The 17,405-nt window shown below is 75.9% G+C and carries 15 protein-coding genes; 4 read left to right on the top strand and 11 right to left on the bottom strand.

Annotated elements, in window-relative coordinates; all coding sequences use genetic code 11:
* Positions 1-27: 27 nt before the first annotated feature.
* Entirely contained in the window at positions 28-2,136 is a 2,109-nt protein-coding gene (locus EDD39_RS38650; RefSeq protein WP_123564285.1) for a SpoIIE family protein phosphatase, read from the bottom strand.
* Positions 2,137-2,281: 145 nt separating this feature from the next.
* Positions 2,282-2,686: an SHOCT domain-containing protein gene (locus tag EDD39_RS38645; protein ID WP_123564284.1), complete on the bottom strand. Its 405-nt coding sequence runs from the start codon at positions 2,684-2,686 to the stop codon at positions 2,282-2,284.
* A 111-nt stretch (positions 2,687-2,797) separates the two neighbouring features.
* Between EDD39_RS38645 and EDD39_RS42480 the strand changes: the two genes are divergently transcribed.
* Positions 2,798-4,135, top strand: a complete 1,338-nt coding sequence (locus tag EDD39_RS42480) for a threonine/serine exporter family protein (RefSeq protein WP_279638476.1) — start codon at positions 2,798-2,800, stop codon at positions 4,133-4,135.
* Here the strand turns inward: EDD39_RS42480 and EDD39_RS38635 are convergent.
* From EDD39_RS38635 to EDD39_RS38610, 6 genes are all read right to left on the bottom strand, one after another.
* Positions 4,105-4,980 (bottom strand): hypothetical protein, encoded by an 876-nt coding sequence (locus tag EDD39_RS38635; RefSeq protein ID WP_123564283.1) that lies wholly within the window; start codon positions 4,978-4,980, stop codon positions 4,105-4,107. The two genes, EDD39_RS42480 and EDD39_RS38635, sit on opposite strands and share 31 nt — an antisense overlap.
* 189 nt (positions 4,981-5,169) lie before the next feature.
* Complete coding sequence (locus tag EDD39_RS38630) at positions 5,170-5,538, bottom strand: hypothetical protein (RefSeq protein ID WP_123564282.1); 369 nt, start codon at positions 5,536-5,538, stop codon at positions 5,170-5,172.
* Positions 5,539-5,592: 54 nt separating this feature from the next.
* Positions 5,593-6,231: a QcrA and Rieske domain-containing protein gene (locus tag EDD39_RS38625; protein WP_123564281.1), complete on the bottom strand. Its 639-nt coding sequence runs from the start codon at positions 6,229-6,231 to the stop codon at positions 5,593-5,595.
* Positions 6,228-6,845: a 4Fe-4S dicluster domain-containing protein gene (locus tag EDD39_RS38620; protein ID WP_123564280.1), complete on the bottom strand. Its 618-nt coding sequence runs from the start codon at positions 6,843-6,845 to the stop codon at positions 6,228-6,230. Before EDD39_RS38620 ends, EDD39_RS38625 begins: the two co-directional genes overlap by 4 nt.
* Before the next feature lie 6 nt (positions 6,846-6,851).
* A complete protein-coding gene (locus EDD39_RS38615; RefSeq protein WP_123564279.1) occupies positions 6,852-9,152 on the bottom strand; it encodes a molybdopterin oxidoreductase family protein in 2,301 nt (766 codons plus the stop codon).
* Positions 9,149-10,288, bottom strand: a complete 1,140-nt coding sequence (locus EDD39_RS38610) for an MFS transporter (RefSeq protein ID WP_425269819.1) — start codon at positions 10,286-10,288, stop codon at positions 9,149-9,151. The genes EDD39_RS38615 and EDD39_RS38610 overlap by 4 nt, the downstream gene beginning before the upstream one ends.
* 239 nt (positions 10,289-10,527) lie before the next feature.
* Here EDD39_RS38610 and EDD39_RS38605 point away from each other — a divergent pair, with 239 nt between their 5' ends.
* Entirely contained in the window at positions 10,528-11,088 is a 561-nt protein-coding gene (locus EDD39_RS38605) for a MarR family winged helix-turn-helix transcriptional regulator (RefSeq protein ID WP_123564277.1), read from the top strand.
* 9 nt (positions 11,089-11,097) lie between these two features.
* On the opposite strand, the gene EDD39_RS38600 is transcribed toward EDD39_RS38605, so the two are convergent.
* The 3 genes from EDD39_RS38600 to mptB form a co-directional block, all read right to left on the bottom strand.
* Positions 11,098-12,228 carry a DUF4037 domain-containing protein gene (locus EDD39_RS38600; RefSeq protein ID WP_123564276.1) on the bottom strand — a complete coding sequence of 377 codons (1,131 nt, stop codon included), beginning with the start codon at positions 12,226-12,228 and terminating at the stop codon, positions 11,098-11,100.
* A gap of 71 nt (positions 12,229-12,299) precedes the next feature.
* On the bottom strand, positions 12,300-13,568 hold the full coding sequence (locus EDD39_RS38595; protein WP_123564275.1) for a glycosyltransferase 87 family protein: 1,269 nt from the start codon (positions 13,566-13,568) through the stop codon (positions 12,300-12,302).
* Positions 13,562-15,106 (bottom strand): polyprenol phosphomannose-dependent alpha 1,6 mannosyltransferase MptB, encoded by a 1,545-nt coding sequence (gene mptB / locus EDD39_RS40120; protein WP_162870367.1) that lies wholly within the window; start codon positions 15,104-15,106, stop codon positions 13,562-13,564. Before mptB ends, EDD39_RS38595 begins: the two co-directional genes overlap by 7 nt.
* Before the next feature lie 333 nt (positions 15,107-15,439).
* On the opposite strand from mptB, the gene EDD39_RS38585 reads away from it, so the two are divergent.
* Positions 15,440-16,366 carry a GNAT family N-acetyltransferase gene (locus EDD39_RS38585; RefSeq protein ID WP_244257542.1) on the top strand — a complete coding sequence of 309 codons (927 nt, stop codon included), beginning with the start codon at positions 15,440-15,442 and terminating at the stop codon, positions 16,364-16,366.
* A 67-nt stretch (positions 16,367-16,433) separates the two neighbouring features.
* Positions 16,434-17,366: a lysophospholipid acyltransferase family protein gene (locus EDD39_RS38580; protein ID WP_244257541.1), complete on the top strand. Its 933-nt coding sequence runs from the start codon at positions 16,434-16,436 to the stop codon at positions 17,364-17,366.
* The last annotated feature ends 39 nt before the right edge of the window (positions 17,367-17,405 follow it).

Raw genomic sequence — 17,405 nt, 5'->3', positions numbered from 1 at the left:
CCTCGTCCCTCCTCCTGCCCTCGTCCCTCACCGCCGCTTCCCCTTCCGCCCTCCGCCGCCCGCCGTGCCCTGCCCGGCCGCGCCCTGTCCCGCCGCGCCGTGCTGCACCGGGCCCTGCGGATCGGGCCGGAAGGCGATCACGGCGATGTCGTCGCGGACGTCGGCGACCCGGGCGACCAGGTGGTCGCAGAGGTCGGCGAGGGGCTGGTGGCGGGCTTCGGCGGCGCTGCGGCAGAGCCGGGCGATGCCGTCGTTGAGGTGTTCGCCGGGGACTTCGACCAGGCCGTCGGTGTAGAGCAGCAGCGTCTCGCCGGCCCCGACGGGGTGCCGGTGGGTGACCCGGGGGCGGCCGGGGTCGACGCACAGCGGGACGTCGGCGTCCTCGGCGGCCAGCAGCCGGGGCGGCCCGTCGACGGGGACGAGGACGGGCGGCGGGTGTCCGGCGTTGGCCCACTCCATCTCCCAGCCGCCGTCGGCGCCGTTGCGCACCAGCCGGGCGTGCACCGCGGTGGCGAAGCTGCCGACGCCCAGCCCCTCGGCGGCGGTGTCGAGTTCGCGCAGGGTGTCGGCGGGGGTGTGGGCGTGGCCGCGGGTGTAGGCGATGGAGCGGAGCATGGCGCGCAGTTGGCCCATGGTGGTGGCGGCGGCGAGGTCGTGGCCGGCCACGTCGCCGATGGTGATGGCGAGCGAGCCGTCGGGGAGGGCGAAGGCGTCGTACCAGTCGCCGCCGATCTCGGCGTTGCGGCTGCCGGGCTGGTAGCGGGCGGCGACGGCGGCGGCGCCGAGCCGGGGCGGGGTGGTGAGCAGGGCGCGTTGCAGGACGACGGCGGCGTGCCGGGCGCGTTGCAGGGCGAGGGCCTGGCGCAGCGGGGCCTGGGCGCGTTGCAGGACTTCGTGCTGGAGGTCGATGTCGGCGGGTCCGGGCGGGGGTGCGTCCTGGCAGCCGGCGGTGGCGGCGAGGGCGACGACGGCGCCGTCGACGACGATGGGCAGCAGGGTGAGGCTGGTGGCGCGGACGGCGCGCAGCCAGCGGGCGGAGATCTCGGGGACGGTGCCGGTGGGGAAGGCGCCCGCGGTGAGGTCGAGCAGGGCGGGGGTGCGGTCGGTGACGGCGCGGCGGGCGTGCGGGCCGAGGGTGAAGGTCTGCCGTTCGAGCGGGGGCAGCGGGGGCAGTCCGGGGCGGGCGACGGAGGCGATCCGGGTGGCGGTGATCTCTTCGCCGGCGGCGTCGGGTCCGGGTAGCAGGTAGACGGCGCAGACGTCGGTGAGGTCGGGGACGAGGGTGGCGGCGAGGGCGGCGAAGGCGTCTTCGGCGCGTTCGGCCTCGGTGACGGCGCCGGCCCGGGCGAGCAGGCGTTCGCGCAGGCGGCCGCGCCAGTGGTCCTCGATGTCGCGGGTGGTGCCGATCCATTCGGTGCCGCGGTCCTCGTGCGGGACGGGGACGGCGCGGGAGCGCAGGTGCCGGTAGCCGCCGGTGGCGCTGCGGACCCGGAAGGTGTGGTCGAAGACGGCGGGCAGCTCGCGCAGGGCGGCGGCCCAGCGGGCGGCGGTGTCGGCGCGGTCCTGGGGGTGGACGACGTCGAGCCAGCCGTCGGCGGTGGCGGCTTCGGGGAAGGGCTGGCCGGTGATCTCCTCCCAGCCGGGCATGAGTTCGCCGGCGGTGCCGTCGGCGCGGGCGACCCAGACCATCTGGGCGGCGGCGGCGATCAGGGCCTCGTAGCGCTGGAGGGCTTCGAGGCGTTCGGCGGACTGGCGTTCGGCTTCGAGGGCGGAGTGCAGTTCGGCGGTGGTGTCGATGGCGGCGGCGAGGATGCCGGGGCCCTCGCCGGTGGTGGTGGGCGAGCAGGAGTAGACGAAGTGGCGGTGGGTGGGTTCGCCGGCGGGGCAGCCGAGGGTGCGGTGGGCGGTGACCTGCCGGGCGGTGCCGTCGGCGAGGACGGCGTCGAGGGTGGCGAGGAAGCGTTCGCTGCCGGGTTCGGTGAAGGCTGCGCGGGCGGGTGCGCCGAGCGGGCGGTCGCCGAACAGAGCGCGGAAGGCGTGGTTGTAGTAGACCAGCCGGTGGTCGGTTCCGGCGGTCAGGGCGATCGCCACGACGGCGTGGTCGAACGCCTCGGGTGTCAGCTGGGGTTCCGGCACCCCGGGTCCTCCTCCCGTCCGCCGCCGGGCGGGTGCGTGGGTTCCTGCCCGGCTCTGCTCGGGCGCCGTGCGGCGCTCCGGTACGCGGGCCCGGGCCGGTGCGGGTGGGGTTCCCGCGCCGGCCCGGGCCGTGCTCGGTGCGGTGTCAGGTGAGCAGTTTCTGCTTGGCGGCCCGGAACTCGTCCTCGGAGATCGCGCCGCTGTTCTTCAGGTCCGCGAGCCGGGCGAGTTCGTCGACGTGCCGCGGTCCGGTGTTCCGGTCGTCGGTGCCGGCGGCCTTCCGGATGTAGTCCTGGAACTCGCCCTCGGCCTGGGCGGCGAGGGCCCGGTCGCGTCGGCCCATCTCCTTGCCGCGGACGATCAGGTAGACCAGGACGCCGAGGTAGGGCAGCAGGATCACGAAGATCGTCCAGCCGGCCTTGCCCCAGCCGCCCATGTCGTGGCTGCGGAAGATGTCGGTGAGGACCTTGAACATCAGGAAGAACCACAGGATCCACAGGAACAGCCACAGCATGGTCCAGAACAGGTTGAGCGCCGGGTAGTCGTCCATCGACTGGCTCCCTTCACAGGTCCTTCGAGTGGTATCACCACATTTCGGACATCGCATGTCGACGGCCCGCCTCCGCGCGGGGCGCCGCGGGCCGGGCGAGGATGTGGGCCGGTGTCGGGTTCGGCGGCGCGGGAGGCGCGGATGGTGGACGGCGGGCGGACGGCGGCCGCGGAGCGGGACGGCGACGGGGCGTCCCTGGAACGGGTGACGGCGCTGCTGGCGCGGCTGGCCGGGATGCTGCTGGCGGCGAGCGGCGAGGGCGCCTCGGAGGTCGAGCGGACGGTGGCGCGGGTCGGGGCGAGTTTCGGCGCCCGCACCTCGATGGTGCTGGTCCCGGACGGCGCGGCGCTGACCGTGCTGCTGGGCGGCCGCACGGCGACGGTCGCGGTGCGGGCCTTCCCGGACGTCGCCCGGCTGGACAAGGTGGCCGCGCTCAAGCCCTGGGCGCACCGGGTCGCGCTGGGCGGCACCCCCCTCGCGGAGGCGGAGCGGCGGCTGGCGGCGATCGACGGCGCGCCCGCCCCGTACCCGTGGTGGCTCAGGGGGCTGGGCATCGTGCTGTTCACGGTGGGGTTCGCGCCGCTGATGCAGCCGACCTGGTACGAGATCGGCAGCAGTGCGCTGCTGGGCCTGGTCACGGCGGTGCTGGCGGTGGCGGCGGGGCGGTGGCCGCGGCTGGCGCGGGTGCTGCCGCTGGTGGCGGCGACCGCGGTGTCGGTGCTGGTGCTGGAGGTGTTCGCCCGGACGCCGGCGCACGGCGGGGCGGTGCTGCTGATGCTCCCGGCGCTGTTCTACTTCGTCCCCGGCGACCTGCTGTCGGCGGCGGCCGTCGAGCTGGCCGCGGGCTTCCTCACCACGGGGGCGGTGCGCCTGGTGTACGCGGTGTTCCTGCTGCTGCAGCTGTACCTGGGCGTGATGCTCGGGGTGTACGCGACCGGCGGCGACACCTCGGCGATGTTCGACGTGGCGGCGCACGCCGACCTGCCGCGCTGGGCGGCGTTCCTGTCCTGGGTGGTGTTCACCCTCGGCACGGTGCTGGCGTTCGCGGTGCCGTGGCGGCTGCTGCCGGTGCTGCTGGGGACGGTGTACCTGACGGTGGCGGTGCAGTCGGGGGCGACGAAGCTGGTCGGGGAGGTGGGCGGGACGTTCGCGGCGGCGGTGGCGCTGGGGGTGCTGGCCACGGTGGTGGCGGCCGGGCCGGGGCGGCCGCCGCGGATGCTGCTGGCGCTGCCGGGGTTCTTCACGCTGACGGTGGGCTCGCTGGGCATGCGCGGCCTGACCAGCCTGGCCGGCGGGCATCCGGTGCGGGGGTTCCACGACCTGCTGTCGATGGTGACCACGGTGGTGGCGATCGCCGTCGGCCTGCTGGTCGGCTCGGTGCTCGCCCAGCGCCCGCAGCCGCTGCCGGCCTCCCCCGACTACCCGGCCGCGGCCCCGCCGCCGCCGTAGCAGGGCAGGTCGAGCGCGGTCGGGTCCATCGCCGCGAGCCACTGGCCGGAGCGGCGCAGCACGGGCGTCAGCACGATCTCAGGCCCGCCGTCGTGGCCGGTCCGCACCAGGGCGTCGTAGCGGACGGGGCGGTGGGCGGCGGTCGCGGGGGTGGGCCGGTCGTCGCGGCGGGCCCGGGCCTGGGCGTCGAGGGCGCGGTAGGCGCGGCGCAGGTGGGGCTCCCAGCCGGGCAGGTGGTGCGGGTCGGCGGGGACGAGGTAGCGGGCGCCGCGGTCGGCCAGCAGGGCGGTCAGGCGCTCGACGGCCTCGGTGCGGCCGAGGCCGTCGGGCAGTTGCTCGAGGGCTTCGGCGAGCGGGCGGGTGACGCGCAGCAGGGCCTCGTTGAAGTCGAGGCCGTGTTCGCCCTCGGCCTGCACCAGCAGGGCGCGCTGCTCGCCGGTGAGGTTCAGCCGGCACGGGTAGTGGCCGCCCTCGGTGAGCAGGTCGGGCTGTCCGTGCCAGGCCACGGGGGTGTCGCCGAGGCGGGCCCACTGCGGCCAACTCACCTGCTCACCGGGGCCTTTGACGGCGTGTCCGAGCGGGTGGTCGCCGACGGTGAGGATCTCGATCCGGGCGCCGACCACCTTGGCGGGGGCGGGGTGGACGACCAGGCGCCGCCCGTCCCAGTCGAGGCCGCCGGTGTGCGCGCCGACGGGTTCGGTGGCGGCGAGGGTGAGCGGACCGTGCGGGTGCGCGTCGTGCATGTGGGCCACCGTGACGGGGACCAGGACGGCGGCGCGGAGCACGGCCTGCCGGTCGGGGAACGGCCTGGGCTGGACCGTCTCGGTGGTGGCGTGCTCCGTCATGCGCTGTGCCCTTCCCGCGCCCGCACGGCGCGCGACCCGGCGGGTGCCGGCTCGTCGGCCGCCCACCCCGCGGTGTGTTCCGTCGGCCGCCTCGGCGGCCAGGGGGACAGCGTACGGGCCGCCGCCCGGTTGCGGAACGCGGTGGGGGCGGGTGGTGGCGAATCGTGACCGGGGGCAACGGCCGGGCGGTCAGCGGTCGTTGGGGGAGATCCGCCAGGCGAGCAGGACGACCAGGAAGGACGCGGCGCTGAATCCGGTGCACCACCAGGCGGTGGCCACCTGGCCGCGCATCCAGGCGTTGGTGGCGGTGTTCAGCGCCCACAGCTGGCCGATCACGATGGTGACGGCGAGGGCGACCCGGGCGGACAGGATCGCCGAGCGCTCGGGCTGCTGGTCGGTGCCCGCGCCGGGGCCGGGGCCGGTCGCCGAGATCCGGGGGTCGGCGTAGCCGGAGGTGGCCCGGATCTGCGGGTACCGTTCGCGGACGGGCCGGTTGAGCCGGGGTTCGTCGCTGCCCGGGTGGTAGCCCTGCGGGTAGTGGCCTTCGGGAACGCTCATCACGCACCTCCACAAGCGGGTTGACGCCTCATCGCTTCGTGCCGTGCGCGCCGGTCAGCGGCCGCTGCGGCGGCCGGCGCAGCCGGCGGCCTCGGCGAGGGCCGGGTTGCGGGCGGTCAGGCCGCGGCACAGGCCGGCTTCCTCGGCTTCGCCGGAGCGGGCGGTGCCGATCGCCCAGACCGCGCCCTGGGCGTCCTCGACCACCACCACCTTGGGCAGCGGGCGGGGCGGCGGGCCGCCGGTGACCTCGCCGGTGCGGGAGTCGAACTGCCCTTCGTGGCAGGGGCAGTAGAGGTCGCCGTCGCTGCCGTGGTCGCGCCGCCAGAGCACCCCGCAGGCCAGGTGGGTGCAGACCGTGGAGTAGCCGACCAGGGTGCCGTCGGGCAGCCGGATCGCCATCGCCCGGTCGTCCTCGCCGGGGTAGTCGAAGCTGACCGCCTCGCCGCGCTCGATCCGGTCGGCGACCTTCAGCGGGGCGGCGCTGCCGTCGCCGTGGCGGTGCAGCACGCCGGCCGAGACGACGGTGGAGCCGACCACCAGGCCGCCGGAGACGGTGGCGACGATCCGCAGGTAGTCGCGCCGGGTGGTCAGCGAGTCGGCGCTGATCCGCTCCTTGAGCGCGGCCCGTTCGGCCCGGTGGCCGTCCGGGTCCGCGGAGCCGTACGGCTCGGGGGAGTTGCCGGGGCTGGTCACGCCCTCGCTCCGTTCCCGGGCGTGGGACGCCCGTTGACCTCGATCAGGTTGAGCGTCCCGCCGGGGACGGGGGTCTGCCGTTCGCCCGGCACCACCATGGCGACGCCGGTGGAGACCACGGTGTCGCCGAACGCGAACAGCGTGGAGACGTCCACGCCGGGCCGTTCGGCCTGGAGTTCCTCGACGGTGCCGTAGAAGAGGGCGCCGGTGGGGCAGACGGTGGCGCACATCGGGGCCAGGCCGTAGGAGGTGCGGTCGTAGCAGAGGTTGCACTTCATCTGGAGCTTGGCCTCCAGGTCGATCTTGGGCACGCCGAACGGGCAGGCGTTGACGCAGTTCGCGCAGCCGATGCAGCGGGTCGGGTCGGCCTCCTGCACCACGCCGTCGGCGGTGATCAGGATCGCCTCGGCGGGGCAGACCTCGGCGCACGGCGCGACCGGGTCCTCGCAGTGCATGCAGACGGTGGGCAGCGAGGCGACGGTGTGGCCCTCGTCCGGGTAGTCCAGGTGGATCATCGACTTGCCGCGGTGCGAGTCGCACTCGCGGCAGGCCGACACGCAGGCCTGGCAGCCGATGCAGCGGCCCGGGTCGATGAAGATGGTGCGTCCCAGCATCCTCGGTCAGCCCCTCTCGGCGGTGCCGCGGCCCTGCGGCGAGGTCGGCGGCAGCGGGTCGGTGCGGGAGACCTGGGCCTCCGGGTAGGCCTCGCGGCCCGGCGGCACCGGCGGCGCGGGCACCGGGTCGATCTCCCTGGCCGGCTCGATCCGCACCGCGCACACCTTGTACTCGGGGATCTTCGAGCGCGGGTCGAGCGCGTCGATGGTCAGCGCGTTCGCGGCGACGGGGTACGGCCAGTGGTAGGGCACGAACACGTGGTCGGGGCGGATCGCCTCGGTCACCAGCGCGGGCAGCACCTCGCTGCCGCGCCGGGTCACCACCCGCACCGGTTCCCCGTTGCGGAAGCCGTGCGAGGGGTGCACCTCCACCCAGGGGCGGGGCGTCTGCTCGACCAGGCCGCCCAGGCGGCGGGTCTGGTTGCCGGACAGGAAGTGCGCGACGGTGCGCCCGGTGGTCAGCGTCATCGGGTACTCGTCGCTGTACGGGTCGGCCGGCGGGTGCCACTCGACGACCTGCATGTGCACCTTCTGGTCCGGGTGGGAGGTCTTCCCGCCCTCGAACAGCCGCGGCGTGCCCGGGTGGTCGAGGCTGGGGCAGGGCCAGGCGATGCCGCCGGTCTCCTCCAGGCGCTCGTAGGTGATGCCGTAGTAGTCGATGACGGTGCCGGCCGAGGCGCGGCGCAGTTCGTCGAACACGTCGCGGGAGCCCTCGAAGGCGAACTTGCCGCCCTGGCCGAGGCGGCGGGCGATCTCGCACATCACCCAGGTGTCGGTGCGCACGCCCGGGGGCGGCTCCTGGGCCTTGTTGTGCTTGACCACCCGGGCCTCGGCGTTGGCCATCACGCCCTCGTCCTCGGCCCAGGTGGTGACGGGGAGGACCACGTGCGCGTTGGCGGCGGTCTCGGAGAGGAAGAAGTCGAGCTGGGCGTGGAACTCAAGCTGGTCGTAACCGTCCTTCACCACCGCGTAGTTGGGCAGCGAGACGAACGGGTTGTTGCAGACGCCGATCAGGCCGCGGATCTCGCCGCGCTGCATCTGCCAGACCATCTCCATCATCGAGGTGCCGGCCTGCGGGAGTTCGGACTCCTCGATGCCCCAGATCGCGGCGACCTGCCGGCGGTGCGCCGGGTCGTTGATGGAGCGGCCGCCGGGCAGCAGGTCGGACTTCTGGCCGTGCTCGCGGCCGCCCTGGCCGTTGCCCTGACCGGTGATGGTGCCGTAACCGGCGCCGGGGCGGCCCAGGTTGCCGGTGGCGGTGCACAGGTTGATCACGGTCAGGCAGTTCTCCACGCCCTGGGTGTGGTGTTCGATGCCGCGCGCGTGCCAGGCCATCGCCCGGTCCGCCGTCCCGAACACCCGTGCCACCTGGACGACCTGCTCCGCCGGGATGCCGCAGATCTCGGCGGCCCGGGCGGGCGGGTACGCCTTGACGGTGGCCTTGACCTCCTCCCAGCCGGTGGTGTGCTCGGCCAGGAACGCCTCGTCGGTCAGGCCCTCCTCGACGATGACGTGCAGCACCGCGTTGAAGAACGCCGAGTCCGTACCGGACTTGAGCGCGACGTGGATGTCGGCGGTGCGGGCGACGGCGGTCTCCCGCGGGTCGACCACGATCAGGGTGGCGCCGCGGTCCCGGGCGCCCCACACGTACTGGGTCATCACCGGGAAGCACTCGCCGACGTTCGACCCGGCGATCAGCAGGCACTGGGTCTGCAGGATGTCGGAGAACGGGTTGCCCGCCCGGTCGATGCCGAAGGCCAGCTTGTTGGCGCCGGCGGCGCTCACCATGCACAGCCGGCCGTTGTAGTCGACGTGCCGGGTCTTCAGCGCGACCCTGGCGAACTTGCCGACCAGGTACGTCTTCTCGGAGAACAGGCTGGCCCCGCCGAGCATCCCGAACGCGTCCCGGCCCTGCGCGCCCTGGATCCGCTGGATCTCGGCGACGGTGAAGTCCAGCGCCTCCTCCCAGCTCGCCTCCCGGAACGGCTCGTCGCGGCTGCGGCGCATCAGCGGCACGGTCAGCCGGTCCGGGTGGTTGACCTGCTGGTAGGCGTTGATGCCCTTGGGGCACAGCCGCATCCGGTTGATGTCGTGGTTGCGCGGCTCGACGCCGAACACCTTGCCGCGGCCGTCCACCCGCAGGTACATCCCGCACTGCACGCCGCAGAAGCAGCAGTGCGTGGGGACGAGGGTCTGCTCGGTCTGGTCGGCCCGCCAGGCGGCGGCGGGCAGGCCGCCCGCGTCGCGGAAGTTGCGGGTCCCGAGCGGGGCGACGCTCGGGTCCAACGGGACGTGCTCGTGGCTCACTTGAACCCCCGCTTGACGTTCGACAGGTAGGCGTTGCCGCGCAGCACCCGCTTGCAACGGGGGCAGTACTCGGCCCACCCGTCGAAGCCCAGCTGCAGGTCGCGCATGGTGGCGCGCAGGTTGTCCACCGCCGCGACGGTGTCGATCGGCCGGCCGCAGCGCCTGCACCCCTGCAGCTCCTCGGCGTCCGAACCCCGGCGCCGCGCCGTGTACTTGAACAGCTGCATGCCGACCGCGGCCGGGCGCTGCACGATGTGGAAGAACTTGCCGAACGGCAGGTAGACCAGGGTCAGGACGACCGAGGCCATGTGCAGGATCGCCAGGAACTCGTAGCCGCCGCCGTGCAGGAACATCTCGGAGAAGGTCAGCAGCAGGCCGGTGACCGAGATGGTGACCAGGGCCAGCAGCGGCAGGAAGTCGTAGCCGAAGCGCTGTCCGGTGGTGGCGGCGCGGTCGCGCACCCGCCGCCACAGGAAGTAGCCGGCGCCGCCGATCACCAGCACGGCGGCCAGGTCCAGGCCGTGGTAGAGCGCCCAGCCGAGGAAGCTGCCGGAGTCGAAGCCGAACAGCTTCAGGCCCCACAGCCGCATCTCGTAGCCGGGGCCGGCCGCGCTGGAGGAGGTGAAGGTGAACCAGCCCCAGGTCAGCGGGAAGGTGATCGCGGCGGCCAGCAGGCAGCCCCAGAAGATCAGTTGGTGCGCGGCCCAGCGGGCGTGCGAGCGGGCGCCGAGGAACTTCTGGAAACCCAGGTAGGTGGCGATCATCCTGGGCAGCGCGGCGGGCGAGCGCTTGAGGTTCTCCCAGGACAGCGCGGCCTTCCAGCCCGCCACGAACAGCCGGCGGGCGGCGGGCGCGGACACCCACACCACGTAGCGGTAGACCACGCCGAAGGTGAGGAACACCGACGCCACCGCGTACGGCACCAGTGCCGAGTCGAAGTCCCGCAGGCCCCGGCTGCCCAGCACGATCGCCACCACCAGCAGCGCGCCGGCCGCGGCGGCGACCACCGAGGCGCGCACCACCGTCGCCGAGCCGGGCGACGGCCCGACCGCCTCCGCGCCTCCCCCGCCCGGCCCGTCCCCGACCGGGCCGCCCCCGGTCGGTCTGCCCTCCGTGGGCGGTGCTGTCCCGGCCACGCGCACTCTCCTCAGCGTTCGACGACGCACTCGACCTGACGTTCTCTCAGCCGGACGCTAGCGATCACCCCCGCCCGGAGCCCGCCGTCTGCACCGTCGGCGGCGCGTCGCTGCGCCGGACGGGTGAGCGGGCGGCGCGGCTGCCCCGGCGGGGCGCCCGGCCGCGGTGGGCGGCAGGACCGGCCCGCCCGCTCGGAAGGGCTGGCCTGACGGGACATCAGCCACTAGGGTATGTCTTCATGTTGAAGGACGTACACAATTCCGGGCCGCTCGAGGACGCCGACGGCCACCTCTACGACCCCGGCGTGCGCGCCGCCATGAGCGCGTTCGACCCGGACGGGGACACGCTCGCCCTGGAGGCCGCCGCCGCCGTCCGCTCCGCCTCGCAGGCCGTCGACCGGCTCCGCGCGCACGGCGCGGGCGGACGCGGCCTCAGCTCCGGGGCGCTCGACGTGCTCGCCCGGCTCGCCGGCGCCGACCCGGCGGGCCTGAGCATCGGCGAACTCGCCCGCGCGGGCGGCGTCAGCTCGCGCAACGTGACCGGCCTGGTCGACACCCTGGAGGGCGAGGGCCTGGCCCGCCGCGTCCCCGACCCCGACGACCGGCGCTCGGTGCGCGCCACCATCACCCCCGCGGGCCGCAGCTGGCTCGAGGACTTCCGCGTCCCCACCCGGCGCGCGATGGCCGCGGTCTTCCGCGGCTTCACCCCCGGGGAACTGGCCGCCTTCCGGCACCTGTGCCTGCGCGTGGTCGCCAACCAGCAGCAACTGGAGCAGTACCTGGGCCGCGGCGGACGCTGACCGGCCCCGTCAGCCCTCCCCCGCCAGGGCGTCGACGGCGGCGCGGACCGCGCCCGGGTGCGCCGACAGGTCGGTGCTGTCGGCCCACTGGTCGACGGCGCCGATCAGCGGGCGGTCGCGCAACTGCGGTTCGGTGACGGTGCGTTGCAGGGCGCGGGCGAAGCGGTCGGCGTGCAGGACCGGGTACGGGCGGCTGTGGTAGCGGCGGCGGGCCGGGTCGAGCGGCTCGGTCAGCCCGAGCGCGTTGTGCGCGCGGGCCGCGGCCTCGTACGCGTCGGCCAGGTGGCGGGCTTTTGCGGCCGGGTCGGGGGCGGCGAGGGCGGCGCGCAGGGCCGGGGCGAGGGCGGGGCCGGTGTCGAGGCGGGCGAAGGCGCTGCCGAGCCACTTGCCGTACGGGGCGTAGCGGCGGCCCATCAGGAGGGCGAGCCGCATCAGGTCGCGGGCCAGGCGGGCGGTGGTCACGGCCGCGCCGAGGTCGTCGCCCGCCTCGGCGCAGCGGCCGACGAACGCCTCCTCCCGGGCGATCCGCTGCCACTGGCAGGCCAGCAGGTGGCGCCACACCTGGTCGGGGTACCAGCGCAGGCGGGCGCGGGCGGCGGTGAGCGTGCCGGGGCCGTCGTGGAGGACGGCGCCGCCGGTGAACTCGGCGAGCCGCTGCTGCGGGAGGGCCAGCCAGTCGGTGGCGGACGGTTCGGTGGCGGCCCAGGCGGCGGCGGGCGGGCCGAGGCGCTCGGCGAGCCAGCCGGGCAGGTCGTGGACGGTGACCCGGTGGTCGACCGGGCCGTCGGCGGGGGCCAGGTGGCTGACCGGGTCGTCCGGGTCGCCGCTGCTGCGGTAGTGGGTGGACCAGCCGCGGATCCGGCCGGGGAGGCGTTCGGCGAGCAGCCGGTGCAGGGCGGGGCCGTGCCGGCGGGCGTCGTCCGGGGCGAGGAAGAGCTGCAGGCGCGGGCCCCAGTCGTGGTCGGTGGAGCGCGCGCTGTCGAGGCCGAGCACCTCGGAGCCGGGGCCGATCCGGGCGGCGGCGTACGGCAGGCCCGGGTGGGTGTCCGCCAGGATCGGCCAGACCGCCTCCTCGTACAGGGCCCGGGCGAGGTCCAGCCCGGGGACGAAGGGCGGATCCGGCGGGGCGGGTGCGGTCATGCGGCCCACTGTGGCGGAGCGGGTCGGGCGGGGTCCACCGTTTATCCCCGCGGCGGGGCGGGGCCGCCCGTTCAGCCGACCGGGGCCGGGCGTTCGCGGGCGGGGGCGGTGCGCTGCGGGAGGCGGACGGCGGGGGCGGTGGCCTGCTTCGGGCGTGTCGGCGGGCGCGGCTCCTCGGGGTGGCGGCGGATCGGCAGGGCGAGCAGCAGGCCGAGGGTGGCCAGGACGTACGCGCTGCCGCCGAACAGGGTGCCGAGGTCGCGGCCGTCGGGGCGCCAGAGCCACACCATGCCGCTGGAGAGCACGAGTTGGAGCAGCCAGCAGAGGGTGAGCAGGGTGCGGCGGCGCCGGGTGCGGTCCAGTGCGGCGTCGGCGAGGACGACCAGGGCGGGCAGCATCCACACCAGGTGGTGCACCCAGGTGATCGGGCTGACCAGGCAGCAGGCGATGCCGGTGAGGCTGTACGCGGCGAGGCTGTCGCGGGCCGCTTCGGCCCGGTGCAGGCGGTACGCCCAGAGCGCGAGGACGGCCAGCGAGGCGGCCACCCACAGGGCGCGGCCGGGGAGTTGGGGGCCGAGCCGGGCGATCAGGCCCTGCAGGGACTGGTTGGACATGTTGGCGAAGCCGCCGACCCGGTCGGTGTCCCACAGGGTGACGGTCCAGAACTGGCGGGAGACCTCCGGGCCGGCCAGGAAGCCCGCCCCGGTGGCGCCGAGCGCGGTGGCGGTGGCCGTCGCGGCGGCCCGCCACCGGCGGGTCAGCAGCAGGTGGACGATGAACAGCGCCGGGGTCAGCTTGATCGCGGCGGCCAGGCCGGTGCCCACTCCGGCGAGCAACTGCCATCTTCTGTTGGAGAACTGACGACTCGTCAGCTCGCGGTCGGCGAACACCAGGGCGACCAGCAGCAGGTTGACCTGGCCGAAGCTGAAGGTGTCGCGGACGGGGTTGCTCAGGCCGCACAGGCAGGCCGCGAGGCCGAACGCGTACCAGCGGCACCAGCCCCGGCGGCGGGCGATCGGGTCGACGATCCAGTACAGCAGCAGCGCGGTGGCGACGGCGGACAGCGCGACGCCGACCGCGATCGCCGGGTGCCAGCCGAGCAGCCGCATCGGCAGCATGCAGACCGCCGCGAACGGCGGGTAGGTGAACCCGTACGGGGTACCGGGCCGGACGTAGTCGTAGAGCTGCCCGGTCGCGGCCCAGTGCCGCACCGTGCCGTAGTACACGCCGGCGTCGAACCAGCCCCGGTGGCCCGGGATGAACGCCAGGATCAAGGTGGTGGCCAGGACGGCGACGGCGAGCACCGCGGTCCTGGCGGTGGTGGTGCCGCGGGTCAGCACGCCGGCTGCCTTTCCTGGAAAGTGAGTTGACGCTCCGTCAGCATGACTGCGACCGCCCCGAGGACGAGGCCGCCGGCGGCCAGCACCAACTCGGCGGAGTCCGGCTCGAATCCGTCCGGCATGACGGCGAACGCCAGTGCCGCGCAGGCGAGTTCGACCGCCCTGCGGGCACCGGCGGTCCGGGCCGCGAGCGCGGCCGGGACGGCGCACCACAGCGCGTACCAGGGCCGGAAGGCCGGTCCGAGCGCGACCACCGCCCCGAACGCGAGCGCCAGGGCCGCCACCGGCCCGCTCCCCCGCCGCGCCACCCGCACCGCCAGCAGGACGACCAGCGCCATCGCCACCCCCGCCCCGAGCAGCCGGGCGCCCGCCACCGGCCCCTCCGGCGCGACGCCCGCCAGCGCGGCGGCCAGTCGGCCCAGCCCGCTGCTCGGCGACCAACTGCTCGCGGTGGCCGGGGTCGTCAGCGCGGAGACCCAGCCGTAGCCGGTCCCGGCCACGGCGGTGACGACGGCCGTGGTGCCGGCGGCGACCGCCAGGACCGCGGCGGCGCAGCGGAACCGGTGGCCGCGGGCGGGGGTCGCGTCCGAACGGGGCGGGCCGTCCGGGGACGGGACGGCGGTGGCGAGCCACCAGGCGGCGGGGAGGGCGAGGGCGGCGGGGGCCTTGGTCAGGGCGGCCAGGGTGATCAGGGCGGCGGCCGGCAGGGGCCGGCGGCGGGTGGCGGCGAGCAGGCCCGCGAGCATCAGGGCGAGCGGAGCGGCGTCGTTGTGGGCCCCGGCGACCAGGTGCAGCAGGACCAGCGGGTTGAGCGCGCCCAGCCGCAGCGCGGCCGCCGGGTCGGTGCCCAGGGCGCGGGCGAGGGCCGGGAGCAGGGCGGCCAGGGCGGCGACGGCCAGGACGGCGGCCAGCCGCAGCAGCAGGACCCCGGCGTACGGGTGGTCGGCGAGCGGGGCGGCGGCCCGGGCCAGCAGCAGGAAGGCGGGCCCGTAGGGGGCCGGGGTGTGCTGCCAGACCTGGGGTATCTGCTGGGCGATCGGGCCGCCGAGCGCGGCGGGCCCGTCCGCGTAGACGTCGAACCCGCCTGCCAGCATGGCCCCTTGGGCGAGGTAGCTGTAGGCGTCGCGGCTGAACAGCGGCGGCAGGAGCAGCAGCGGGGCGGCCCACCAGGCCAGGGTGGCCGTCAGCCAGCGGGTGCGGGCGGCGAAACGGCCGGCCGCGGGAAGGCCGTTGCCGGGCGGCGCGCCGACGGACGGGGCTTCGGCGGGCAGCGCGCCGACGGACAGGGCTTCGGCGGGCAGCGCGTCGGCAGGTGGCGCGTCGGCGGAGCGGCCGAGCAGGAGCCAGGCGGCGGTGAGGACGGTCAGGCCCGCGAAGACCAGGACGGTGCCCGCGCCGCCGGAGGCGCGCAGGGTGGGACCGGTCGCGGCGGCGGGCAGGGCGCCGGAGGTGAGTGCGCCGGCCGCGAGGGCGAGCGAGCCCAGCAGTCCGAGCCACCGGTACCGGCTCGGGTAGGCGTTCGCGCCCGTGTTCGGCATGTCGGGAACGCTGGCAGAGCGCCGTGGCCCCCGGGGGAAGAGTCGGCGTCCGACGGGTGGCCGCGGGGCGTCCGGCTCATGCTGTCCGCAGGCCGGGGCGGGTGCGGGGGTCAGGGCGCCCCGGAGGGGCCGTACCTGGCATTCAGCATGTGCACATCTGGTCTCCCTCGGCCGTCCACCTCAGTGCCAGGCGGGTCGGGGAGACATACGGGAGCCGCCCGCGGCCGGTACCGCCCGACCGGTGGTCCGGGTGCGAGCGCTCGTGTCGTTGCGTGTCGTCCCGTGCCGTCCGTCGCCACCCTATCGCGCCCCGAGATCCCGGAGAGTCCCGCCATGACCACCGCCCCCGCCCGTCCCGGACAGCTCCCCGCCACCGCCCCGGCCGCCGCCCGGCTCGCCCCGAGCCGGCTCCCGGAGCCCCGACAGCCCTCGTACCAGCTGGTGTTCGCCCGCACCGCGGAGGACGTGCGGGCCGCCCAGCGGCTGCGCCACCAGGTGTTCGCGGACGAGATGGGCGCGGTGCTCGACTCGCCGCTGCCCGGCCTGGACGCCGACCCGTTCGACGAGTTCTGCGACCACCTGCTGGTGCGCGAGCAGCCCACCGGCGAGGTGGTCGGCACCTACCGGCTGCTGCGGCCCGAACAGGCGCGCCGCGCGGGCCGGTTGTACTCCGACACCGAGTTCGACCTGGCCCGGCTGGGCGGGCTGCGGGACGGCATGGTGGAGGTCGGGCGGTCCTGCATCACCGCGGCGCACCGCGGCAACGGCGCGGTGATCAACCTGATGTGGGGCGGCATCGCCCGCTACATGACCGCCACCGGCAACGCCTGGCTGGCCGGCTGCTGCTCGATCCCGCTGGCCGACGGCGGCGCGACCGCCGCCGGGGTGTGGGACACCGTCTCCGCCAAGCACCTGGCCCCGCAGCAGTACCGGGTCGCCCCGCTGCGCCCGTGGTCCGCCGAGGGCGTGGCCCGGGCGGGCCGCACCCCGGTCCCCGCGCTGCTGCGCGGCTACCTGCGGCTGGGCGCCTGGGTGTGCGGCGAGCCCGCGTACGACCCGGACTTCAACGTGGCCGACCTGTACGTGCTGCTGTCGCTGGAGCGCACCGACCCGCGCTACCTGCGGCACTTCCTGGCCGCGGCGGCGGACCTGCCGCTCTCCGCGATCACCGGCGGGGACACCCGTCCCGCCGCCGACCCGGTTGCCGCCAACTCGCTCGCCGACGAAGGCGCTTCGCGCGGAACGGCGACGGCGGCATGAGCGCCTGGCTGCCGACCGCACCGTGCACGCCCGGCGACTGTGTGACGGTCGCCGGGCCCCGCGCGGGGTGGCGCACCGGGTGCTGCGGCTGGCCGGGTGCCTGACGGTGCTGGTCGCCGGAGTGCTGGTGGCGCCGCTGGTGCGCGCGCTGGCCTGGCTGCCGGCGGAGCGGCTGGTGCGCTGGTGGTCGCGGCTGCTGCTGGCCTCGCTGGGCGTGCGGGTGCGGCCGATCGCCGCGCCGGGCCGGCAGGCCGGCGGGTCGCTGCTGGTGTCCAACCACGTCTCGTGGCTGGACGTCCTGCTGGTCGCGGCCGTCCGACCGGGCCGGATGCTGGCCAAGACCGAGGTCGGCCGCTGGCCGGTGCTCGGCCCGCTGACCTCCTGGGGCGGCACCATCTTCATCGACCGGGACCGGCTGCGGGCGCTGCCCGGCACGGTCGAGGAGATCGCCGCGGCGCTGCGCCGCGGCGAGCGGGTGGTGGTCTTCCCGGAGGGCAGCACCTGGTGCGGGCGCGGCGGCGGCCGGTTCCGCCCGGCGCTGTTCGAGGCGGCGGTGCGGGCCGACGTGCCGGTGCAGCCGCTGACGCTGCGCTACCGCACCGCGGACGGGCGGCCGAGCACCGCGCCGGCGTTCGTCGGCGAGGACGGGCTGCTGGCCTCGATGTGGCGGGTGGTGTCGGTGCGCGGCCTGACCGCGGAGGTCGAGTTCCTGCCGCAGCTGCCGCCCGCGCTGTTCCCGGGCCGCCGACAGCTCGCGGCGGCCGCCCAGCGGGTGGTCGACCGGCGCCGCCTCCCGGACGGCACCCCGTCCGACGCCCCCGGCTGCGCGGCCTGCGCCCACCCCGTCGAACGTCCGGTCCGCGGCCCGGGTGCCTCCGGGCCGGGCCCGGCCGGAGCGGGCCCGGTCGGGACCGGCACGGTCGGGACGGCGGGCGCGGGCGTGGCGGGCGCGGGCTTGGCGGGCGCGGCCGCGGGCGTGGCGGCGGAGGCCGGGCGGTAACCGGGCAGGTCGGGGGCGACTCGGGCGACTCGGGCGGTT

Source organism: Kitasatospora cineracea, from assembly GCF_003751605.1.
Lineage (GTDB): Bacteria > Actinomycetota > Actinomycetes > Streptomycetales > Streptomycetaceae > Kitasatospora > Kitasatospora cineracea.
Note: the sequence above shows the minus strand (reverse complement) of the source record. Positions and strands in the feature narration are given on the sequence as shown.